The sequence below is a fragment of the Idiomarina sp. MD25a genome (assembly GCF_001870515.1).
Taxonomy (GTDB): domain Bacteria; phylum Pseudomonadota; class Gammaproteobacteria; order Enterobacterales; family Alteromonadaceae; genus Idiomarina.
Genome location: NZ_MDGT01000003.1, coordinates 113227 through 136114, shown reverse-complemented (window position 1 = coordinate 136114; position 22888 = coordinate 113227). Strand labels below are relative to the sequence as shown.

The following is a 22888-nucleotide window of genomic DNA, read 5'->3' as shown; positions in this document are numbered from 1 at the left end:
GAGAACAGAGATGGGTTTACGAATTGGCGATAAAGCTCCAAATTTTGAGATTGAAACCACCCAAGGTAAAATCGATTTTCACGATTGGGCAAAAGGCTCTTGGGTATTCTTCTTCAGTCATCCAGCGGACTACACTCCAGTGTGTACGACGGAAATGGGTCGCACGTCACAGCTTGCGCCTGAATTTGCCAAGCGCAATGTCAAGCCTCTTGGCCTCTCAACCGATACGGTTGAGGCCCATAACGGCTGGATTAACGACGTCAACGACACACAAAACACCTTGTTGGAATTTCCTATCGTTGCAGACCAAGAGCGCAAAGTGGCTGAACTCTACGATATGATCCACCCGGGTGAAAGCCAAACGGCAACGGTACGTTCAGTATTTATTATCGATCCCGAACAGAAAATCCGTTTAACCATGACTTACCCGATGACGGTAGGCCGTAATTTTGCGGAAATTCTGCGTGTCATCGACGCATTGCAGACCACTGACTCACAAGAAGTGGCTTGTCCTGCTGATTGGGTGCCGGGCGATCGAGTGATTATCCGTCCGACGGTATCGGAAGAAGACGCACAGAAGAAGTTCCCGCAAGGCTATGAAACATTGCGTCCATATCTACGCTTAACGGATATCAACAAGTAACTTAAACGAAGCTGTTTAATAGAGCCGGCACTTTCGCCGGCTTTTTTGTTTCTTCTCTCGCCACAATCGATCCTTTCATGATCATCCACCGATCCCAGCAAAGACTTGTGCATTAAAAAAGCATATAATACACGCCCGAACGGCGGTTTAAAGTTGAGTGTTTTACTCGGGTATTTTATAATGAAGGTATCTTAAGTTCAGCAAGGTGGTAAGCATGAGCGAACAAATTGATCAGGCACTCGCACGGAAATACGATGCGGGCTTTGTCTCAGAAATCGAATCAGAAACCTTTCCCGTAGGGTTGGATGAGGACGTCATCCGCCGCCTGTCGGCCATTAAAGGTGAACCTGAGTGGATGCTTGAATGGCGATTAAAAGCCTACCGAACTTGGCTCAAACTAACTGAGCCCGAGTGGGCGCACGTCGATTATCCAAAGATCGACTATCAAGATATTTCCTATTACTCAGCGCCTAAGTCGATGAAAGACAAACCGAAGTCATTGGACGAAGTAGACCCTGAGTTATTGCGCACCTATGAAAAGCTTGGGATTCCTCTGCATGAGCAAGAAATGCTTGCGGGCGTGGCCGTTGATGCTGTGTTTGATTCTGTTTCCGTGGTCACCACCTTCCGCGAGAAACTCGAGGAAGCCGGTGTTATCTTCTGCCCAATTTCTGAAGCACTGCACAAGTACCCCGACTTGGTAAAAAAATATCTTGGCACGGTAGTGCCACGCGGCGATAACTACTTCGCTGCACTCAACAGCGCTGTATTTACCGATGGTTCTTTCGTGTACATCCCGAAAGGCGTTCGTTGCCCGATGGAGCTCTCAACGTATTTCCGCATCAACGAGCAAAATACAGGTCAATTTGAGCGTACATTAATCGTTGCCGAAGAAGGCAGTTATGTAAGCTACCTCGAAGGTTGCACGGCACCGCAACGTGACGAGAATCAGTTGCACGCTGCGGTAGTAGAGCTGGTCGCCTTAGACGATGCAGAAATCAAATATTCAACGGTACAAAACTGGTATCCAGGCGATGAAAACGGTAAAGGCGGTATCTACAACTTCGTTACCAAGCGTGGTCTGTGCGAGAAAAACGCCAAGATCTCTTGGACGCAAGTTGAAACAGGTTCTGCTGTGACGTGGAAGTATCCAAGCTGTATTCTTAAGGGTGATAACAGTGTCGGTGAATTCTATTCAGTGGCGCTCACCCGCGGTAAACAACAAGCCGATACCGGCACTAAGATGATTCACTTGGGTAAAAACACCAAATCGACCATCATCTCTAAGGGTATTTCAGCAGGCTACAGTAATAATGCCTATCGTGGTTTGGTACGGATGGGGCCAGGTGCCGAAGGCGCGCGTAACTTCACTGAGTGTGACTCGCTACTCATTGGCGATAAGTGTGGCGCGCATACATTCCCGTATATCGAAAGCAGCAATCCGAGTGCGATTGTTGAACACGAAGCAACAACATCTAAGGTCAGCGATGACCAGCTCTTTTTATGTCAGCAACGAGGCCTTGACCCTGAGAAAGCAGTCTCAATGATTGTGAATGGCTTCTGTAAAGAAGTATTCCGCGAGCTTCCTATGGAGTTCGCCGTGGAAGCCGGTAAGTTGCTTGAAATCAGTCTTGAAGGTTCAGTGGGGTAATAAATGCTTACGATCAAAGATCTACATGCACGCGTCGAAGAAAAAACCATTATCAAAGGGCTTAATTTGGAAATTAAGCCAGGTGAAGTGCACGCAATCATGGGCCCCAACGGTGCTGGTAAAAGTACCTTAGGTTACGTATTGTCGGGTCGTGATGGCTATGAAGTGGAACAAGGTGAAGTCACCTTCAACGGCGCTAACCTACTCGATATGGAAGTCGAAGAACGTGCTCAAGCCGGACTGTTCTTAGCATTCCAGTATCCTGTCGAGATTCCTGGCGTGAGCAACATGGAGTTCATGAAAGAATCTGTTAACGCAATGCGCAAAGCACGTGGCGAAGACGAGCTGAGTTCTGCTGAATTCTTGAAAATGGCGAAAGAAGCGTGCAAGCAAGTGAATTTGCCGCTTGACTTCCTCAAGCGTGGTGTCAACGAAGGCTTCTCGGGCGGCGAGAAAAAGCGCAACGAAATCATGCAGTTAATCATGCTAAAACCGAAGTTGGCGATTCTTGATGAATCAGACTCGGGACTCGACGTTGACGCATTACAAGTGGTCGCTAACGGCGTTAATAGCCAACGTGACGGCGAACGTAGCTTTATCGTGGTAACTCACTATCAGCGCCTACTTGATTTCATCGAGCCAGACTACGTGCATATCTTGGCACAGGGTAAAATCGTCAAGAGTGGTGGTCCAGAGCTTGCGAAAGAAGTTGAAGCATCCGGTTACGCTTGGTTAGGTCAAGCAGACGAGGGAGAAAAAGCATGAGTCAATGGTTAGCCCACGTAATTGAGCGTGCCGCCGCCGTTGATGATTGGTTATCACCAGTACGTGCGGAGGCACTGGCCAAGCTGAAAGAACAATCTTGGCCTGGACGTCGCACCGAAGCGTGGCGATACACGTCGCTGCACGCGGTCGAAGATTTATCGTTGCCGACCGAGAGTAATGCGGAAGCAGAAGCGCCCGCGATTAAGGGGCTCGATGCCATCGACTTAGTATTTGTTGATGGACGCTTAACCAGCGATTTGGCGGCACTCAACCTGCCCGAAGGCTTAACAATTCGTTCTTTGACGGATAAATCGGACATCGCTGAACAAGTCTTTACTCAGGTAAAGCCAAGTCACCATTTATTTGGACTGGTTAATGACGTACTCGCGACACAGGGGATCGTTATCGATGTAGCGCCTAATGCAACCATTGAGCGCCCTATCCGTGTCGTGAACTTTGCGACCGACAACGTCGAGTCGCACACGCGTGTGCTGGTCAGCTTAGGCGAAAATGCTAAAGCAACAGTAATCGAGCACGGTAGCGGTACGGGTCATAGCTTGAATACCGCCTTTGCTGAGTATGATATTGCTGATAATGCACGTTTAGAACATTATCGTTTTGCACTGCATCAGGGTGAAGCGATCCATGTCGGCGGCAGTCACTTTAAGCTCGCTAATAAAAGTCGTTTAAATAGCACGTTAATCGGTTACGGCTCACAATTAACGCGTTTGGACGTGGATATTATTCACGCAGGTGAGCATGCGCACGCGAAATTCAATAACGCGTACTTGTTAGCACCCAAAGAGCATTTTGATTTACACAGTACCATTGAGCACGCGATGCCTAATGGTACCACTGAAGAAAATGCACGCGGCATCATCGGCGATAAAGCGAAAGCTGTATTTAACGGTCGTATCCACATTCATCGCGATGCACAAAAAACACTAGCAGAGCTGAATAACCGCAACCTATTGCTATCGCGTGGAGCGCAAATTAATACCAAACCTGAGCTCGAAATCTACGCAGATGACGTGCAATGTGCTCACGGCGCAACCGTCGCAGAAATAGACGAAGAAGCGCTGTACTACTTGTTAACGCGTGGTATTGATAAGCAAAAAGCGTTGGTGATGCTCAACTTTGGTTTCGTCCAAGAGATGGTTTTCGACATGCCCAATGAAGCGTTAGCCGAATGGTTACAGCCTATTCTGAAGCAGCGCTTTGAAGACATGATGGAGCGCTCATGAGCCTGAATGTGGAGCAAATTCGTGCCCAGTTTCCGGTGTTGCAGGAGCAAGTTAACGGTCAGCCGTTAGTTTATCTTGATAACGCGGCGACCACGCAAAAGCCACAGGCAGTGATCGATGCATTAGTCGAATACTATTCGACCTATAATTCGAATGTTCACCGTGGTGCGCATTTTTTATCGGATAAAGCAACACGTCGTTATGAAGAGGCGCGTCAAGTCGTTGCACACTATCTTAACGCTTCACGCACCGAAGAAGTGATTTGGACTTCGGGCACCACCGAAGGCATTAATTTGATTGCTAACGGTGTTGCACAGCGTTTAGAAGCCGGCGATGAAGTTCTGGTGACCGAAATGGAACACCATGCAAACCTTGTCACCTGGCAGCAAGCTTGTAAAAAGGCAGGAGCCACACTTAAGGTCGCGCCAATTAATGATGCAGGCGAACTTGATATCACGGCATTTGAGGACCTCGTCACTGAGCGCACAGCGTTCGTGGCGTTCCCGCATATCTCTAATGCGTTGGGCACCATTAATCCAGTTCAAGAGCTGACCCAAATCGCCAAAGCTGTAGACGCATTGGTTTTGGTGGACGGGGCTCAGGGTGTTGCTCATGGCGCCGTTGACGTGCAAGCAATTGGCTGCGACTTTTACGTATTCTCAGGTCATAAAGTATTTGGCCCAACCGGTGTTGGCGCGCTGTGGGGGCGTTACGAGTTACTACAAGACTGGCCTGTATGGTTGGTCGGTGGCGAGATGATTGCCACAGTCACCTATCAAGATGCGACCTGGGGTGAATTACCCAACCGATTAGAAGCTGGCACACCCAATATCGCTGGCGTTATCGGTCTTGCTGCTGCTTTGCGTTGGTTACAGCAGTTCGATGCTGATGCAATTTTAGCGCATGAGCAAGATTTGCTGACCTATGCCACCGAATGTGCGAGTACCATTGAGGGTTTGCGTTTAATCGGTACCGCGAAGAATAAAATTGGCGTGATGAGTTTTGTGCTCGAAGGCACTCATCCAGCGGATGTTGGTTTTATCCTCGATAAACAAGGCGTGGCGATACGTACCGGTGATCACTGTGCACAGCCTTTAATGAAGCGCTTAGGCGTGCCAGGCACCGCGCGGGCATCGTTCTCAATATATAATACGCGAGCTGACATCGATCGCTTGTTTAGTGCAATCAAAAAAGCACAAATGATGTTAGCGTAACGACAGGAGGTAAATTATGTCTGTCGAATCTTTTGTACCTAATCAACAACTCATTAGCATGACCCCAACCGCTATTAAGCATTTTGAGGGCAAACTAGCTGATCAACCTGGCGCGATACTGCGCCTATCGACCAAAATGAGCGGTTGTACTGGTTATGCATACGTGTTGAATGCGGTTCCTGAAGCTGAGGCTGATGATGAGCTGGTGCAAGTTAATAACACACTCACCGTGGCCATTGCTAAAGATGCCGTTGATGTCCTGCGTAATACCGAAATTGATTACGTCAAAGAAGGCATTAATGGCGTGGTAAAATTTAATAACCCTAACGTGGTTAATGAGTGTGGCTGTGGTGAAAGCTTCAGCGTGCAGGAATAGGTACTGATTCATGCAACAAAAAATGGTCACCACCCAACGCGAAGTCAAGTGTCGCAAAGTACCCTCGGGCGAAGTTAAGATTATCCCTAAAGGCGAATTCGTCAATATAACCCAGGACTTAGGTGGCAACTACACCGTGACTTGGATGGGTAACATGCTGCGCATTGACGGCACAGACGCCGATGCGATTGGTCGTAAACCGCAGACGCTTAACTTCGAACCGCCTGCTGATGGCCAGATTAGTGAGTCCCAAGTATGGGAAGCACTCGAGACTATTTTCGATCCAGAAATCCCTATCAACTTAGTCTCATTAGGACTGATTTATGCCGTCAACATCGATCAAGATGCGCAACGCATTGATATTGATATGACGCTAACCGCTCCCGGTTGCGGCATGGGCCCCGTGCTCGTAGGTGATGTCGAGTATCGCTTGAGCTTAGTGCCACATGTGAAGGACGTCCAAGTCAATTTGGTATTCGATCCACCGTGGTCGCGCGACATGATGTCCGAAGAAGCTCAGCTTGAAGCAGGCGTATTCTTTTAATTGTTAGCAGTCAATAAAGGTCGACGTGAAGATGAATCTACCCAGCACTGATGAAATCATTGAAGATCTCGAGTTTTTAGATGATTGGGAGCAACGCTACCAGTATATTATCGATCTCGGTAAGGGCTTGCCGGGTCTCCCAGAGGCGCTTCGTAAAGACGAATTTATTGTGCGGGGTTGTCAAAGTAATGTGTGGCTCATTGCTGAGCAAAAAGACGGCCGTTTATTGTTTCGAGTCGATAGTGACGCAGTCATCGTACAAGGCCTACTGACATTAGTATTAGCGGCATTTCACAATAAGACACCTGAGCAAATTTTAGCGTTTGATATTGATGGTTACTTCAAAGAATTGGATTTAGAAAATCACATTACGCCGACCCGTGGTAATGGGCTTAAAGCGATTGTCGCTAAAATTCAGTCAATAGCACAGAACGCTTAGTCGCGCCGACCTGTGATCATTGGGCGTATTAATTGAATGCGCCCCCACCATTGCACAAAGATAACGGCAACAACGTGCAGGCAAACTAAAGCAAACAAAGCATGCGCACCGAGTTCATGTACATCCTCTAGCGTGCTACTACCATAAAAGGCGTCTACTTCTTCAAGCATAAATCCAGTCGTCGCTTGATACGCCAATAACACCATCATTAGTAAGATAACGACTCCACCTAACGGATTGTGTCCGGCGTCTCGAGGTAACTGACGTTGTTTTAAATGCGTGATATGAGTTCTAATGCGCGAGGGCGTTGGAAAGAAGTCACTGAACCTCGCTCGTTGAGGTCCTAAAAAGCCCCAGATAACGCGAAAAATGAGCCACGCAAATGCGTAATAACCGGCAATTTGATGCGCCGTCTCACCCGGCTCGAGTAAGAAATAATTCAGTACAAAAACGAGCGCTATACTCCAATGAAACCAACGAACACCGATGTCCCAAATTTGCATAGCGCTCTCTCTACCTTATTCCATTTCTTGTTTAACGATACTGCCATCAACCGGGTTAAAGTAAATTTCTACTTTTTGGTCGTCGGCATTAAAGCCATAGATCTCATAACACTGACCTTCGGTGACTTTAAACTCGTTAATTTTATAGCCCTGCTCTTCCAATCCTTGCTGAAACTGAGCTTGGTCCATCCATTCGCTCTGTGGCGCAGAAGTACACTGAGTATGTGACTCTTCTGCACTACAGGCACTTAATAATAAAGCGCCTGATGCGACAGCGATTGAAGCTAACAATGTTGCTCTCATTACCCCTCCTATTCGTTCGGTAACGACTGATAACCCATGTGGTATAGGGTAAAGCCGAAAATATCCGAATACTGCTCAATAGTCTTCGATACGGGCGTGCCTGCACCATGTCCCGCGTTTGTTTCAATTCGGATCAGCTGCGGTGCATTACCACCTGCTTTATCCTGCAACTCTGCGGCAAACTTAAATGAGTGCGCAGGCACCACACGGTCATCGTGATCACCAGTAGTAATCAATGTTGCTGGATACTCCACACCTTGTTCTACGTTATGAACGGGCGAGTAGTTCAGCAGGTATTGGAACATCTCTTTGCTATCCTCTGCTGTACCATAGTCGTAAGCCCAGCCTGCGCCAGCAGTGAAGGTATGGTAACGCAACATATCCAAAACGCCGACGGCAGGTAAGGCAACCGCAAACAAGTCAGGGCGTTGTGTCATCGTTGCGCCAACTAATAAGCCGCCATTGGAACCGCCACGGATAGCAAGCTTTTCTTTTGACGTGTAATCTTCATCAATCAAGTACTCTGCCGCAGCAATAAAGTCGTCAAAAACGTTCTGCTTTTGCATCTTCGTACCGGCATCGTGCCATGCCTTACCATACTCACCACCACCGCGTAGGTTAGCAACGGCATAAACACCGCCCATTTCTAACCACGCCGCATTTGCGATGCTGAACGAGGGCGTTAAGCTGATATTAAAGCCACCATAGCCATATAGGATCGTTGGATTACTACCGTCGAGCTCCGTACCTTTCTTATAGGTAATGATCATTGGCACCTGAGTACCGTCTTTTGACGTGTAGAACACCTGTTTCGACTCGTAGTTACTTGAATCGAAATCCGCGCCGGACTCTTCATAAACGGTTGATTCGCCAGTATCCGGATTCAAAGCATAGATAGTTTGTGGCGTGCTGTAATTAGTAAAAGAGTAGTACAACGTTTCAGCGTCATCTTTACCGCCAAAACCACCTGCACTCCCGACACCTGGTAAGTCGATTTGACGAATTTCTTTACCTTGGTAGTCAAATTGCTTCACTTGCGAGACCGCATCGACCATATATTCCGCGAAAATGTAGCCTGCTCCGGTGGTTGGGTTGAGTACGTGCTCAGTCTCAGGGATCAAGTCGCTCCAGTTCGCTTCTTGTGGCGCTCCAGCATCAACTACTACGACACGGCCGTTAGGCGCTTCACGGTTTGTCTCGATATAGAGTTTGCCGTCTTCACTATCTAACACCGACACATCTGAGTCATAGTCATCGACCACAGTGACCAGTGGCGCATCCTCTTTGCTCAAGTCTTTGATAAAGAGTTTATTGCCTGATGTTGAGTTAGCGGCAGAGATCACCAAAAACTGATTGTCGTCTGTCACGTAGCCGCCCACATAGCGGTGCTTCTGCGCGTCCGTGCCACCGAATACCAGCTCGTCATCGCTCTGTGGCGTACCTAACTCATGGTAATACAGCTTATGTTGGTCAGTTTTTGCCGAGAGCTCACTACCTTCCGGCTTATCATAGCTTGAATAGTAGAACCCTTCGTTACCTTTCCAAGAGATACCACTGAACTTCACATCAACCAGTGGGTCCTCAAGACGCTCTTTCGTTTCAGCATCAATGACAATAATTTTACGCCAGTCACTCCCGCCCTCAGAAATCGAATAAGCTGCTAGTTTTCCATCTTCACTAAAGGTCAGTTGTGCTAATGACGTTGTTCCATCTTCGCTGAAGGTATTCGGATCCAAGAACACTTCTTCTTCGTCACTATCGTTCTTCTTACGATAGACCACGTATTGGTTCTGCAAACCATCGTTCTTATAGTAGTAGGTGTAGTCACCCTCTTTGAATGGTGCACTGACTTTTTCGTAATTCCACAACTCCGTCAGGCGCTTTTCAATTTTGTCGCGGAACGGGATTTTTTCTAAATGATTGAAGGTAACCTCATTTTGCGCCTCTACCCACGCTTCGGTTTCGGCACTTCGATCATCTTCTAACCAACGATACGGGTCTTTCACTTTTGTATCGAAATAAGTATCGACGGTATCCCCTTTGCGTGTTTCTGGATACTTCACTTGCATCGACTCCGCTTGTTGCTTTTCCACTTGCTGAGTTTCAGCTGTTTGCGACGAATCGTTTTGTGCTGGAGAGCACGCGACAAGTACGCTAACAGCGACAGCACTGAGTACGTATTTCATAGATATTTCCTTTGTTGTTATTTTGTAACTATTAAGTTAACAGACTGTCCTGAATTGCGAAACTTTGATAGAACAGTATTTCGACCGAATATGCCTAACTTGAGACAAAGCCAAAATGAAGAGTGAACCGACATTAAAAGACTTACCCCAATTACTCTGCGGCCCCTTAGTTAGGCATGTTGAGTCTGATCATTTTTACTTATGGCTGGTCACAAAAAGCGACCATGTTCCTCAGGTGGAATGTAGTATCGATGAGACGCCGGTCGATATCAAACAAACAGACCGAGTCATTGCTATTGGCAAGCATGCTTATGTGATGTTGATAAGGGTCGAGCCTGCTCAACCGCTTGCTCACAACCAACGAATCGGTTACGACCTGGTTTGGCCCACCGAAAACGAGCGTTTATCAGAACAACATGACTTCTTGCTTTATTCAGGGCAAACATGTCCGCAGTTTGTTTATAAAGAGACGATTGACCAACTGCTTCATGGTTCATGTCGCCGCCCTCATCATCCCGCTCGTGATGGGTTATCACGCGCTGATAAAGAGATTGAGGCACACCTCGATCGCCCCTCGAAACGCGCGGGTATTCTTCTGCACACAGGGGATCAAGTCTACGTCGATGATGTCGCTGGCCCGATGTTGGCATCCATACACGCATTAATTGATGTGCTAAAGCTGGCTGATGAGGCCTTGCCCGATGATCAACTGAATCAGCTCAATGACTTGATTCAACACCCGAATGGCTATTACAGTCGCCAGTCCTTGCTACCGGATACTAAAGCGAATGAAGCGCTGACTGAGAAATTTTTTGGTGGCGTGAAAAAACCGATTTTTACCTCAGCGCACGCGGGAAATCACCTGATTACTGTCGCTGAAGTCTTCGCCATGTATCTGCTCTGTTGGTCTCCCACGCCGTGGCGTTTAATCAAGGTGCAACAACCGTCGCAGTTAAACCAAGAACAACAAAAGCGCTTTATCGATGAACAAGCAGCCGTTGATGAGTTCGTTAAAACACTACCGCAAGCAGCGCGTGCCATGGCTCACAGTATCAACTATATGATGTTTGACGATCACGATGTGACCGATGACTGGAACCTATCAGCCGCTTGGGAGCTCACGGCCTACCACCATCCTTTTTCAAAACGTATTGTCGGCAACGCGCTGTGGGGTTATTTAATTTTTCAAGGTTGGGGCAACCAACCTGAAGTGGTAACTCCTCTGATGGATGCCACTGCACAGTTACTTGAAAAGCCATTAACTGAGCAACCCGAGGAGCACGATCAACTTATCGAGCAACTGCTGGATTGGGAGCAATGGCAGTTCTCCTTAGACACGCAACCCAAGGTTCTTGTGCTCGATACCCGTACCCGCCGCTGGCGAAGTGAACGTAGCACCCGCAAACCATCGGGATTAATGGATTGGGAGTCTCTAATGGAGATGCAGCACCAAATTATGGATCAAGAAGCTGTCATTTTAGTGTCCCCTGCACCGATATTTGGCGTAAAACTAATAGAAGCAATCCAAACGGTGTTTACCGCGTTGGGTAAACCACTCGTTGTCGATGCTGAAAACTGGATGGCGCACAACGGTGCCGCCAATACCCTACTCAATATCTTTTCCCACAAACGCACACCGCAAAAGTTCACGATTCTGTCGGGTGACGTGCACTATTCATTTGTATATGACGTGCAGTTACGGCGCGAAAAAGCCGAATCATCGATATGGCAAATTACCAGTAGTGGCGTTAAAAACGAGTTCCCGAATACATTATTAGAGTGGCTCGACCGTATGAATCGGTGGCTTTACTCCCCGCGTTCACCTCTCAACTGGCTAACTAAACGACGCCGTTTCGCCGTGTCGCCACGGCTGCCGACCGGCCGTGATGCCGGTGAGCGACTCTGGAATCATTCCGGTATCGGCTGGGTCAGTTTTGATCAGGACGGTGCTCCGTCGCGTATCCGACAATTAAATGCAGACGGTAACGAAACCGAGTTTCTAAAAGAAGAGTAGAAACTCGTTTGTTAGTCGCGCTTATCCTTATTATTGAATCGCGCTAAAGTTTCGCCGTAGACGCACTCAACATGGCGAGTAAACGCCTCCACAGAGTAGTCCGCAGCGAACCTAAGTGCTTGTTTACCGAGTCGCTCACGCAGCTCATCGTCATTGATGAGCTTAACCACTTGCTCACTCCAACGGTCTTGTTTTGCAGGCGTTTTATAGCCGTTAATATCATCTTCGACGACATCTTCTATACCGCTCGAGCGCACAGCAACAACTGGCATACCCGCAGCCATCGCCTCAAGAATAACCATACCTTGAGTTTCAGACTGCGACGCAAACACAAATAAGTCACCCAACGCATACCATTCAGGCATGTCCTTGGGCGGTACGGCCCCCACTAACTGAACACAGTCAGTCAGCCCATTGTCATCAATCCGCTGTTGCAGATAGTCGCGCTGATGTCCTTCACCGATTTGCAGCAGGCGCACAGACTTATTGGCACGCTTACGGATATCCACCATCGCGTCTATCATGAAGTCGATATTTTTCTCGTCAGAGAGACGCGCCACACTTACCAATACACATTCGTCGTCATTCATGGACTGTGATGCTTTTATTGACTTAATCTTATCGTGGCTGACTTTTTGGAAGCGCTGATACTCAATGCCCGTTGGTTGCACATAGATAGGCCGCGTCACACCAATCATACGTAAATACTCTTCAACCGACTGGGTGGGCACAATCACACTATCGCACTTGTTGGCAAAACGACGCACCATAATATGCGCGATGATATTCCGAAATAGGTTACCCGGCAGCATGACATAATGAGCATAGTGTTCTAGCCGTGTGTGGTAGGTATAAACGACGGGCACTTTCAAACGCTTGGCCATGTAAACACCGAGCGAGCCTATCCAAAACGGATGATGCACATGAATAATATCAGGCTTGAGTGCTTTCACCTTTTGTCTAACTACACGTGAAAATAAATGCGCGAACTGGAATTCACTGTTTTCACCAAACGAGAACCAATTAGGCATACGAATAACATGCGCTTCATCGGTACGCGCATTTGCGTATTTGGGTGCCACGATCGAGATTTTATGACCGAGATGCTTTAGACCGACTCTTAAGCGTTCGATAGAAATAGGTACACCGCCGATAAACGGTAAATAGTTATTGGTGAACATCACGATGTTCAGTGGTTTACTTAACCATGGCTTCGGATCGATATCATAATCAGGATAATAAGACTTACCTACGAATACCATTTGATACAGCTTTACGCTCACAAGTAGCAATGCGCTTACGATAAGAATAAAGTTGATATAGCCTGCATAGAGCAAAGAGTAGATAAAGAACCAGAGGCTTTCGAGTATTTTGAGCACCGGATGTTGACCGACTTCAAGCTCATTCACATTCACCTCGATACCGGCATCTGTTACACGCACCATCAAATAATGGTAGAAGCTATTATCGTGATTAAGTACTAAGCCACCTGCACCACCCGTGATATAAAATGGCGTACCTTTGTACATGACTTTATCGTAAATCGATAAATGACTGGAAAATACCGCGTCAACTGAATGCTGCTCGACCAGTTGCAAAAGCCCAGAGCGAAAGCCCAACGGTTGTAAAAAGTCATCCTCCGTCGCAAACAAGGTCTCGTTCTTGGGCTGCACAGGCGGATGAGATACAAAAATAAAGCGATGTTTTGACTCATCGGCGCGCAAAATATCCGTCAGCCAACGCAACTGCCACTGCCATGGCGTTTTACCCGTACTATCCAAAAAAATAAAGCGCGTACTGTCTGCTACAAAGCTAAAAAAATGAGGACCAAAATGCTCGTAGTAGCGAAAGCTGCCAAATTCGTCATATTCATTATCGCCAAAAGTCAGCAAATAAGGCTTATTCAAGTGCGAAAGACTGCCATAAAGTGCGCGATATTTGTCTTCGCCACCACCACTCACCGCATTACCAGCGGATACAACAAAGTCGATATCAGCTTGGTTTAATTCAGGAATGATCCGCTGCTCAAAGATACCAATCGAATTGTTAATATTGCCCAGTACCGCAAACTGATAGTCTGCATCACCTTGCAAACGACTACTGATGCTCGCCACCTGATCGCTATGCACCACTTCAAATTCCGGCTGGCTAAAATTCAAATAAATCTTATAGCCAATAACCAACGCCACAATGGCGACATTGACGTAAAACAGTAACTTCAGCCATTTATTTTTATTCATGCGTCCTTCCTGCGACTTGCCAACATCTCATACTGCAACGTCACCATGCCAATCAGCATGCCCAAATAAATAGTGATAAAGCGCCAGCTAAAGATAATTAATAATAAATGATTACTTTGCACAAACTGCGCAAAAAATGAACCGAAAACGCCCTCAGAAACGCCTGATGCTCCGGGGGTTGGTGCAAAATACATGACAAAGGTGGTCACTACCAAAAGACCAACGGACTGCCAATAAGGAACCGTATAGTCGAGTCCCCATAATAGAATAGCGGGGAAGCTGAAGAGGCTTAATAAAAAGACAACCGTGAAAAACACAGAGCCCCACACATAGAGCGGCTTGCCCTTACAATAATCTCGAAAACTGTCAGCAAAACGGAGCATTTCACGTTTGCTCCAAAAGCCAAGTACACGGCATTTATGTGCACTAATTAAATTGACTGCCGTAAGTACTCTAAGCACGCCATTGATTGGCGCAATCAGCCAGTGGGTTTTGAACAGCACCATCGCAAAAAATGTTAAGTAAGCCGTGACCAATACAGCAAGCGAGCCGCCAATGCTTTTAGACAGCGTTGAGTCAGAAAGTGCAGGCAGTGTCAGCAATAAAACCGGCGTAAATGTGAAGATAAAAATTACCGCCAACACAGTCCGAATCGTTGTGGCTGCCGTCGCACGTCCCACGGGCACGCCCTGCTTGGCCAAATACCACACTTGCGCAAAGCCTCCACCGGTCGCCATCGGTGTAACATTGGAAAAAAACATATTAATAAAAATCAGCCGAGTCATTGGTGCCGCCGGCACCCGATACCCCAATGCCCGTAAAGTAAAATAGAGGCGCAATCCGTCACTGGCGAAATAGACAATAAGTAGCGCCAGTAAGCTGAGCAACACCGCAGGTTGCAGCAACTGGCTGTCAAATTGTAGCTCGGAACCTTGGAAAAACTGCTGAATGCTGTAAAAACCGAGAGCCGTTAATACAACAAAGAGGCCACTGAAAATCAGTAGCCTCTTCCAAGCAATAGGTTGTTTCTCTGTGTTAATAGGCATTAGTACCCGGGCATTAAAAACACTTCGCGAACACAGTTACGCGGATGCGCATTAAGCGCATGTAAGACCGCGTCGGCCACATCTTGAGGGTCTAATTTATCCGGTTTTGGCTCATCAAAGAACGGCGTATTGACCATACCCGGTGCAATTACCGTGCAGCGTCCGCTCCATTCGCGCATCTCTTCCGCTAAGTTTTGGGCAAAACCATGCACAAACCATTTGCTTGCGCCGTAGACAGAGCCCTTAATCGCGGTGCGACCTGCTGCCGAACCGGTCATAATAAAGTGGCCCGTGGATTTCCTTAAGTGCGGCAAAGTAAGTTTTGCGGTATAGAGTAAAGCATTGATATTAAGATCAATCATTTCGCGCCACTCGTTAGGGTCGCCATTTTCAGTGCCTGCAGCATTCAATCCCTTACCCGCATTAGCAAATACGGCATCGAGTTGGCCAAACTGATCAACGGTTTGCTGTACCACACGCTCCAGTTGCTGATAGTCCGTTACATCGGCCGCAATAGGTAATACGTGCTCAGCGCCCAAATCATTTGCCAATGCTTGCAGCTTATCTTCACTGCGAGCGGTTGCCACAACCTTGTAACCTTGCTTTACTGCCTCTTTAGCCGTGGCTTCACCAATCCCCGAAGAGGCGCCTGTAATTAACAATACTTTGGCCATGGAAACTACTCCTTTCGGTTTGTTAAAGTCGTTCTTACGATAAATTCGATTAAACGGTTTAGCTCGGCGCTAAAAACAAGATACTCACCCACGTAATTAACATCAGTAGAATCGAAATAAAAACCGCTGCCGAGGCAATATCCTTTGCTTTACCGCTCAACTCATGAAAGTCGGGGCCGATGCGATCAACGACCGCTTCAATGGCGGAGTTAAGTAGCTCCGTAATAAGAACGATGCCGTAAGTAATAATGAGTAATAGTTTAGCTATCAGTCCGCTTGGCACAAATAATAGTGTTGGAATGATAATAATAAGTAATGCGCACTCTTGCCTAAATGCAGCTTCACTTCTCAGAGCTGCGACCAAACCGCGAAACGAATATCGGTTCGCATTAATGATTCTGCGTAGACCTTTTTGACTTGGTTTCACTTAACCTTTCCTTGTTTTACCCTAGTAGCTGATTACCTACTAAACCAATGATAAATCCAAATACGGCACCTAGCGGGGGCGTCCAATAACGTGGCATGGTCGATTGCGGCGCAATATCTTGAAAGATCAGATACAAAATACCACCTGAAGCCGTTGCCATGATAACGGCTGTCGCCTCGGTGTAGTCAGCGAGCACCCAGTGCCCAGTGAGCGCAGAGATAGGTCCAATGAATGCCACCAGGAAAAACCCCATTAAACGCTTTTTCTCTGACAACTTAGAACCTTGGAGTTCCCTAAAGGCATTAAAACCTTCAGGAAGATTTTGTAAGCCGATAAATAGCGCCAGCAACATGCCAAACTCGGGCTTAATTGCAAACATCGCCCCCAAACTCAGTGCCTCTGGGATAAAGTCCAGTAACATTGCCAGCAGTTGAGACGCTTGGCTTGCCTGCTTCGCTAGCCACTGGTCGACCCAGCAAAACAATATCCCGCCTGCCATGAAGGCAGTCGCAACTGCCCAGACGGGCAAGTTCTTGTTGGCTTCAGGCAGCAGCGCAAACATAACGGCGGAAAGAAGTATCCCACCACCTATGGCGACAACACCGTGAACTAACTTTTGCTTATTAGCAGACTCAGCCGAGCCTTCCCACTTGGCTAACAAAGCCCCTAAAAAAGCTGTAAAGCCAGCAACCCATGTTAGAACAAGCATCTTTATAATCATCTAGCGCTCCGTGCTTATCCTACTTATGTAACAGTTAGTGATCTATCACGCATTAAATCTAGCACCTAGAGAACTCAGTTACCGACTGTCATCAAACCAAAACACATCTTCAAGGCGCTGCCCAAAAACGCGCGCTATCAGAAATGCTGTTTCAAGTGAGGGTGAATAACGTCGTTGTTCAATTGCCGCAATGGTCTGACGCGTTAAATTGACCTTGTCGCCGAGTTCGGCCTGGGTCATTCCACCGTGTTGTTCGCGCAAAGCACGCACACAGTTATCAATGGGCAACATATTAATAACCCCGTCGATATCCGATAATTTCTACAACGTACTCCGCAGCTTGCGCCACCACTAAACTCAACAATGCCATCAAAAACAGAAGATCCCCATGTTGATGCACCAAATACGTCATTAAGCTAGAAACAATGAGTACGCCTAATAAGATACCAGAATAGGCATCCGCACGTTGTTGAATCGTTTTTTCGCGTTCATCTGCGGGGCGATTCGCCGACTTACGTTCCACAAGCGCTAACGCGATCTGACCGACAATACTCAACACAATGAGTCCTATCGTTAACCGTGTAAAGACCGAAACCGCTGGCGGCCACTGGCTTGTTGAATTAAAGCCCTGCACAACTTCAAAAGTAAGACCGCCACCGACCAATAAAGTAATGATTAACATCAGCCATGCTGATTTTTCACGAAATGCCATAACCCACCCCACAATGTTAAAAATAGTTAACACTCGAAGATTAGATTCATCGCCTTATTATGTCAAATATTTTTAACATCGCAGAAAAAATAATATAATTAGCAATCAAAGTGAGCCACATATTATGCTTTTTGCGTAATTGTACTTAGTCCTGTTAGTCAGTCGGCAGAGTCATTGTGTTAAATTTAGATTTTCAGCAACGTGTTGTAATTAATACTTCAGAACAAGATTGGATCGATAGCCCCTCAGCAGGCGTTAAGCGTAAACTACTCGAACGAGAAGAGGCTGAGCGTGGTCGCGCAACCAGTATCGTTGAATATAAACCCGGCGCATCGTTTAATACCCACTCACACCCACTGGGTGAAGAAATACTGGTGCTGTCAGGTGTATTTTCTGACGAATATGGTGACTATTCAGCGGGTACCTATCTCAGAAATCCGCCCGGCAGTAGCCATGCCCCTTTTAGTAAAGAGGGTTGCGTATTATTGGTAAAACTCCACCAGTTCCAACAGGATGATACCGCCACAGTCAGAGTTAATACTCAGCAGACGGACTGGCTAGCCGGTCAAGGCCGACTCAAGGTGATGCCGTTGCATAGTCACGGTACCGAACACGTCGCACTCGTAAAATGGCCACGCAATGAGAGATTCAAGCCTCATAGGCACCTCGGTGGCGAAGAAATATTTGTGTTGTCCGGCGAGTTTTGTGATGAACACGGTCGCTATCCGAAAGGAACCTGGCTCCGTAACCCACATATGAGCGTTCACCACCCGTTCGTGGATGAAGAAACCGTGATCTGGGTCAAAACAGGACATTTAGGATAAATGCTCTGTTACTGCGACTCTATACCCTCAGCAATCATTTGAGCAGCAGCGATACAGGTGGGTGCCGTCGCAGACATGCGCGCCGATCGTCCTGCAACAGGTAACTCTACCGTTTGCGTACAAGAGCTTGCAGCGTCTACTAAATCTGCACGGCTATCGTCTTTAATCTCCACAGATTTTAATGTGACCTCGATACCTCGCTTGGCCGCAGCTTCTTGTATTTGCTGAAACTTCTCGAGTGTCTGTGCTTTCTCGTCAGGCAAATTCTCCGCATGGCAGACAGCCGAAAAGGCTATAAAAGTTAAGGGAACAATACTTTTAGCTAGTATCAACTTCATTGTTTTTGGTATCCATTTTTAACATTAATATAAAAAGAAAATCATAGTGAATAAAGTGTGTCAAATAAAGCAATGGCGTAATTTAATTTGGTAAACCAAAAGCTCCCTCTTTACCACGAATGTATTGAGTGATTTACTAGAACGAATCTAGTCTATCGTATTCACTGCCCAGCCATGTCTAACATCACGTCAGAGTCCACAAGCCTTCAGAAACGCGTCGACTTACTGCTTAATCAAGTCGCTCAAGGCACGGAGTTTCATTTTCAATCAGGACTCTGTGGTGATTGGACATTAATGGCCAATAAACCCGCTAAAGCGGCATTGCACTTAGTCACTGAAGGCCATTGCTGGTTTGGCTTGTCGCCCCAGCAGCCCAGCGTATTAGAGCTTAGCGCCGGTGACATTATTTTTGTGAATCAAGGAGTGTCTCACTTTCTTAGCCATAGCCCAGTTCCGAATGATATCGCTGAACACGAGCTCGCTTCTTTTTGTGAACCCGAACACCAGCAAGACGGTGTCGTGTGCTATGACATTGACAGCCCCTCTCAGATAACCGATACCGTGTTTCGTTTGCTACCGCCATGGCTGGTGCTAAGCCACGAACGTCAGGCACATGAAATGAAGGCGATCATCGACATGATTCGCGCCGAGGCCAAGCGCAATGAACCCGGCGGTTCGGCGATTGTACAGCGCTTGAGTGATGTGCTGGCTATTCACTTATTGCGAGCCGTGATTGACGGACACCAAGAGCTTACAGGTCCATTAGCGGCCCTTCAGGATAAATATCTGCGCGATTTAGTGTTCACCATTATCGAATACCCCGCAGCGAACTGGTCCGTAGAATCTATGGCAAAGCAGGTGTTTTTGTCGCCGAGTGCGTTTGCGGAGCGTTGTCATAAACAAACGGGATTGTCGCCAAAGAAGCTCGTTGATCAGCTTCGCATGCAACGGGCCCGTATGTTGCTCAACAATACCGCGTTACCATTAACTGCCATAGCACAACAAGTCGGCTATCAATCAGTCGCTGCATTCAGCCGATTTTTTAAACGCTACGCAGGTATCGCTGCAAGTGATTACAGGGAAACCAGCCGATGATGCGACCTGTTGTTGTTCAAAACACCTGTTTTCACAACCAAAACGACTGACCCACCTGAACGTCCTTTCCTAAGCTCGGGTTTAGCGCTTAAGATGCATAGACACGCTTAATCACAACACAGTTGGAGAAAGAATATGGCAGAGTTTAAATTACACGATGCATCGTCAGCTCCTGAAGAGAGTAAACCACTCATTAAAAACTCAGAGAAAGCATTTGGCATGCTACCTAACTTACATGCGGTCATGGCAGAAGCGCCTGGATTACTAAAAGCCTACCAAGACAGCCATGAATTGTTCATGAACAGTAGCTTTGACAAGAATGAGCTCACGGTCGTTTGGCAAACAATTAATGTTTACCATGAGTGCCACTATTGCGTACCCGCACATACCGCTATCGCCAAACAAATGGGTGCTGACGACGCAATCACCGACAATATTCGTGCAGGAAAAGCGCTCGACGATAGCAAATTACAAGCTCTGCGCGACTTCACACTTGTGATGCTCGAGAAACGTGGACAAGCGACAGAAGATGACCTTGCCACGTTCTTTAACGCAGGTTACAGCCAACGTCATGCACTCGATGTGGTGCTTGGCCTCGCTCAGAAAACCATGAGTAACTACACCAATGCCATCGCTGGTACGCCTATCGACGGGCCTTTTAAAAAGTTTGAGTAACTCTCACCTAAAGTTGCTTATCGAACACCACCCTCTCGTGCCCGTTGGGCACGAGTTTTGGAGAAGCAAAAATGACGCAATCACTCGAGCAAAAACTACCATGGGCGCTACTCACCCTGCGTGTCGGTATTTTTATCGTGATGTTTATTTGGGCAGTTGATAAGCTGGTAAACCCAAGTCACGCGGTGGCCGTGTTCGAAGGCTTTTACGGCATTAGCGGATTATCAACAAACCTTACTAACGTCATGGGTGTCTTACAAATTGTGTTAACACTGGCGTTTTTGGTAGGACTTTGGAAAACACTCACATATGGTGTGATTCTGGTAATGCATGGCATGTCGACATTTTCTTCGTTTGCACAATACCTCGACGCCTTTAATAACTTGTTGTTCTTTGCCGCATGGCCAATGTTAGCGGCGTGTATCGCGCTATTTATGTTGCGCGAATACGATACGAAGCTGTCGTTTTGATACTATCAAAGGTCGCTCAAAACGCGCGACCTTTTTATTTTGTGTTATTTGTACGCCTTGTAATGCAATCTTCCTTTGTCATTTGCCGCCAAAACGCGTAGATTACGCGCCTATTTTTTATTCAGGTGCGTAAACGTGATTTCTGCTTCAAACATCACCATGCAATTTGGTGCAAAACCTCTATTCGAAAACATATCAGTGAAATTTGGCGAAGGTAACCGCTACGGTCTGATCGGCGCCAACGGCTGCGGTAAATCGACGTTTATGCGCATCCTCAGCGGCGACCAAGAGCCCTCGTCTGGCAATGTATCCACTGATCCAAACATGCGCGTCGGTAAATTGAGGCAGGATCAGTTCGCTTATGAGCAATTCAGTGTCGTTGATACCGTTATCATGGGTCACGAGGAACTGTGGCAAGTAAAATCAGAACGCGATCGTATTTACAGCTTATCTGAAATGAGCGAAGAAGACGGCATGCGTGTTGCTGACCTTGAAGTCGCATTTGCCGAAATGGACGGTTATACAGCAGAGTCACGCGCGGGCGAACTGTTACTCGGTGTCGGTATTCCGCTCGAAGCGCACTTTGGCTTGATGAGCGAACTTGCACCGGGTCTTAAATTGCGGGTTTTGCTCGCACAGGTCTTGTTTTCAGAACCTGATATTATGTTACTGGACGAACCGACCAACAACTTGGATATCAATACGATTCGTTGGCTAGAAACGGTACTCAATGAACGCCAAGCGACGATGATCATTATTTCGCACGATCGGCACTTCCTAAACAGCGTGTGCACCCACATGGCTGACATCGATTACGGCGAGTTACGCGTGTATCCAGGTAACTACGACCAGTACATGTTCGCCGCAACACAGGCACGCGAACAACTGCTGAATGAGAATGCGCGTAAAAAGGATAAAATCGCCGAACTGCAACAGTTTGTCAGCCGATTCTCTGCTAACGCATCAAAAGCCAAACAAGCGACCTCGCGGGCAAAACAGATCGAGAAGATTCAATTAGCCGAAGTCAAAGCATCGAGCCGAGTGAGCCCATACATTTGTTTCGAGCAAGAAAAGAAACTATATCGCTTAGCACTCGAGATCGAGGGACTCAATAAGTCCTTTGGTGACTTACACGTATTAAAAGATTTGAACGCCATGGTCGAAGTCGGCGAAAAGGTCGCCATACTCGGCGCTAACGGTATCGGCAAAACCACGCTGCTGAAGTGTTTGGTCGATCAATACGCAGCTGACGATGGCATCATTAAGTGGTCTGAAAACGTTAATATAGGTTACTATGCACAAGACCATGCCGACTGGTTCAAACAGGAAATGACCGTATTTGATTGGATGAGCCAGTGGAAGCAACCACACCATGATGAGCAAGCAATTCGCGGTGTATTGGGTCGCATGTTGTTCTCTCAGGACGATATCAAAAAGCCAGTGTCGATTTTATCGGGTGGTGAAAAAGGACGTATGATCTTCGGCAAGCTCATTATGCAGCGTCCCAACGTATTAGTGATGGATGAGCCGACCAACCACTTGGATATGGAATCAATTGAAGCACTCAACCTAGCACTCGAAAACTACGATGGAACAGTACTTTTCGTCAGTCATGACCGCGAATTTGTATCGTCACTGGCATCTCGTATTATTGAATTAACCGACAAAGGCATGCGTGACTTCTCGGGAAGTTACGACGACTATTTGAAACAACTTCAATCCGCTTAAGTTAATTAATTAAAAATGGTACGTCGCGCAAAATGCGCGACCTACCGAGTAATGAG

25 protein-coding genes are annotated in these 22888 nt (G+C 47.1%); 14 read left to right on the top strand and 11 right to left on the bottom strand.

What is annotated here, in order from left to right:
• Positions 1-10 precede the first annotated feature (10 nt).
• The 8 genes from BFR57_RS04760 (at position 11) to BFR57_RS04725 (ending at position 6876) form a co-directional block, all read left to right on the top strand.
• Positions 11-643: a peroxiredoxin gene (locus BFR57_RS04760; protein ID WP_071462900.1), complete on the top strand. Its 633-nt coding sequence runs from the start codon at positions 11-13 to the stop codon at positions 641-643.
• Between the two features lie 214 nt (positions 644-857).
• Complete coding sequence (sufB, locus tag BFR57_RS04755) at positions 858-2294, top strand: Fe-S cluster assembly protein SufB (RefSeq protein ID WP_071462899.1); 1437 nt, start codon at positions 858-860, stop codon at positions 2292-2294.
• A gap of 3 nt (positions 2295-2297) precedes the next feature.
• Positions 2298-3059, top strand: coding sequence for a Fe-S cluster assembly ATPase SufC (sufC, locus tag BFR57_RS04750; protein WP_071462898.1), 762 nt, complete (start codon positions 2298-2300; stop codon positions 3057-3059).
• The gene (sufD, locus tag BFR57_RS04745; RefSeq protein ID WP_071462897.1) at positions 3056-4303 is read left to right on the top strand and encodes a Fe-S cluster assembly protein SufD; all 1248 of its coding nucleotides are present in this window, start codon (positions 3056-3058) and stop codon (positions 4301-4303) included. The genes sufC and sufD overlap by 4 nt, the downstream gene beginning before the upstream one ends.
• A complete protein-coding gene (locus BFR57_RS04740; protein ID WP_071462896.1) occupies positions 4300-5517 on the top strand; it encodes an aminotransferase class V-fold PLP-dependent enzyme in 1218 nt (405 codons plus the stop codon). The genes sufD and BFR57_RS04740 overlap by 4 nt, the downstream gene beginning before the upstream one ends.
• A gap of 16 nt (positions 5518-5533) precedes the next feature.
• Complete coding sequence (locus tag BFR57_RS04735; RefSeq protein ID WP_071462895.1) at positions 5534-5893, top strand: iron-sulfur cluster assembly accessory protein; 360 nt, start codon at positions 5534-5536, stop codon at positions 5891-5893.
• 10 nt (positions 5894-5903) lie between these two features.
• Positions 5904-6437 (top strand): putative Fe-S cluster assembly protein SufT, encoded by a 534-nt coding sequence (gene sufT / locus BFR57_RS04730; RefSeq protein WP_071462894.1) that lies wholly within the window; start codon positions 5904-5906, stop codon positions 6435-6437.
• A gap of 31 nt (positions 6438-6468) precedes the next feature.
• Positions 6469-6876, top strand: a complete 408-nt coding sequence (locus BFR57_RS04725) for a SufE family protein (RefSeq protein ID WP_071462893.1) — start codon at positions 6469-6471, stop codon at positions 6874-6876.
• Here BFR57_RS04725 and BFR57_RS04720 read toward each other — a convergent pair.
• Genes BFR57_RS04720 through BFR57_RS04710 form a run of 3 tightly spaced genes read right to left on the bottom strand, consistent with a single transcriptional unit; the run spans position 6873 to position 9868 of the window.
• The gene (locus tag BFR57_RS04720; protein ID WP_071462892.1) at positions 6873-7379 is read right to left on the bottom strand and encodes a cytochrome b/b6 domain-containing protein; all 507 of its coding nucleotides are present in this window, start codon (positions 7377-7379) and stop codon (positions 6873-6875) included. The two genes, BFR57_RS04725 and BFR57_RS04720, sit on opposite strands and share 4 nt — an antisense overlap.
• Positions 7380-7394: 15 nt before the next feature.
• Positions 7395-7682 carry a PepSY domain-containing protein gene (locus tag BFR57_RS04715; protein ID WP_071462891.1) on the bottom strand — a complete coding sequence of 96 codons (288 nt, stop codon included), beginning with the start codon at positions 7680-7682 and terminating at the stop codon, positions 7395-7397.
• Between the two features lie 8 nt (positions 7683-7690).
• The gene (locus tag BFR57_RS04710; RefSeq protein ID WP_071462890.1) at positions 7691-9868 is read right to left on the bottom strand and encodes a prolyl oligopeptidase family protein; all 2178 of its coding nucleotides are present in this window, start codon (positions 9866-9868) and stop codon (positions 7691-7693) included.
• A 115-nt stretch (positions 9869-9983) separates the two neighbouring features.
• Between BFR57_RS04710 and BFR57_RS04705 the strand changes: the two genes are divergently transcribed.
• Entirely contained in the window at positions 9984-11882 is a 1899-nt protein-coding gene (locus BFR57_RS04705; RefSeq protein WP_071462889.1) for a hypothetical protein, read from the top strand.
• An 11-nt stretch (positions 11883-11893) separates the two neighbouring features.
• Here the strand turns inward: BFR57_RS04705 and BFR57_RS04700 are convergent, their stop codons facing one another.
• The 7 genes from BFR57_RS04700 to BFR57_RS04670 form a co-directional block, all read right to left on the bottom strand.
• Positions 11894-14122 carry a glycosyltransferase gene (locus BFR57_RS04700; protein ID WP_071462888.1) on the bottom strand — a complete coding sequence of 743 codons (2229 nt, stop codon included), beginning with the start codon at positions 14120-14122 and terminating at the stop codon, positions 11894-11896.
• Positions 14119-15168: a lysylphosphatidylglycerol synthase transmembrane domain-containing protein gene (locus BFR57_RS04695; RefSeq protein ID WP_071462887.1), complete on the bottom strand. Its 1050-nt coding sequence runs from the start codon at positions 15166-15168 to the stop codon at positions 14119-14121. Before BFR57_RS04695 ends, BFR57_RS04700 begins: the two co-directional genes overlap by 4 nt.
• A complete protein-coding gene (locus BFR57_RS04690; RefSeq protein WP_071462886.1) occupies positions 15168-15842 on the bottom strand; it encodes an SDR family oxidoreductase in 675 nt (224 codons plus the stop codon). Before BFR57_RS04690 ends, BFR57_RS04695 begins: the two co-directional genes overlap by 1 nt.
• Before the next feature lie 58 nt (positions 15843-15900).
• The gene (locus BFR57_RS04685; RefSeq protein ID WP_071462885.1) at positions 15901-16269 is read right to left on the bottom strand and encodes a diacylglycerol kinase; all 369 of its coding nucleotides are present in this window, start codon (positions 16267-16269) and stop codon (positions 15901-15903) included.
• Between the two features lie 16 nt (positions 16270-16285).
• Positions 16286-16990: a ZIP family metal transporter gene (locus tag BFR57_RS04680; RefSeq protein ID WP_071462884.1), complete on the bottom strand. Its 705-nt coding sequence runs from the start codon at positions 16988-16990 to the stop codon at positions 16286-16288.
• 78 nt (positions 16991-17068) lie between these two features.
• A complete protein-coding gene (locus BFR57_RS04675; RefSeq protein WP_071462883.1) occupies positions 17069-17281 on the bottom strand; it encodes a helix-turn-helix transcriptional regulator in 213 nt (70 codons plus the stop codon).
• 1 nt (position 17282) lies between these two features.
• Positions 17283-17702, bottom strand: a complete 420-nt coding sequence (locus tag BFR57_RS04670) for a hypothetical protein (RefSeq protein ID WP_071462882.1) — start codon at positions 17700-17702, stop codon at positions 17283-17285.
• A 176-nt stretch (positions 17703-17878) separates the two neighbouring features.
• Between BFR57_RS04670 and BFR57_RS04665 the strand changes: the two genes are divergently transcribed.
• Positions 17879-18526, top strand: coding sequence for a cupin domain-containing protein (locus BFR57_RS04665; protein ID WP_071462881.1), 648 nt, complete (start codon positions 17879-17881; stop codon positions 18524-18526).
• Between the two features lie 8 nt (positions 18527-18534).
• Here BFR57_RS04665 and BFR57_RS04660 read toward each other — a convergent pair whose 3' ends face one another.
• Positions 18535-18864 carry a hypothetical protein gene (locus BFR57_RS04660; protein WP_071462880.1) on the bottom strand — a complete coding sequence of 110 codons (330 nt, stop codon included), beginning with the start codon at positions 18862-18864 and terminating at the stop codon, positions 18535-18537.
• A gap of 174 nt (positions 18865-19038) precedes the next feature.
• On the opposite strand from BFR57_RS04660, the gene BFR57_RS04655 reads away from it, so the two are divergent.
• The 4 genes from BFR57_RS04655 to BFR57_RS04640 all read left to right on the top strand — a co-directional run bounded on the left by BFR57_RS04655 (position 19039) and on the right by BFR57_RS04640 (position 22832).
• On the top strand, positions 19039-19959 hold the full coding sequence (locus BFR57_RS04655; protein ID WP_071462879.1) for an AraC family transcriptional regulator: 921 nt from the start codon (positions 19039-19041) through the stop codon (positions 19957-19959).
• A 135-nt stretch (positions 19960-20094) separates the two neighbouring features.
• Positions 20095-20634 (top strand): carboxymuconolactone decarboxylase family protein, encoded by a 540-nt coding sequence (locus tag BFR57_RS04650; protein ID WP_071462878.1) that lies wholly within the window; start codon positions 20095-20097, stop codon positions 20632-20634.
• A 71-nt stretch (positions 20635-20705) separates the two neighbouring features.
• Complete coding sequence (locus BFR57_RS04645) at positions 20706-21104, top strand: hypothetical protein (protein ID WP_071462877.1); 399 nt, start codon at positions 20706-20708, stop codon at positions 21102-21104.
• A 135-nt stretch (positions 21105-21239) separates the two neighbouring features.
• A complete protein-coding gene (locus tag BFR57_RS04640; RefSeq protein ID WP_071462876.1) occupies positions 21240-22832 on the top strand; it encodes an ABC-F family ATPase in 1593 nt (530 codons plus the stop codon).
• The last annotated feature ends 56 nt before the right edge of the window (positions 22833-22888 follow it).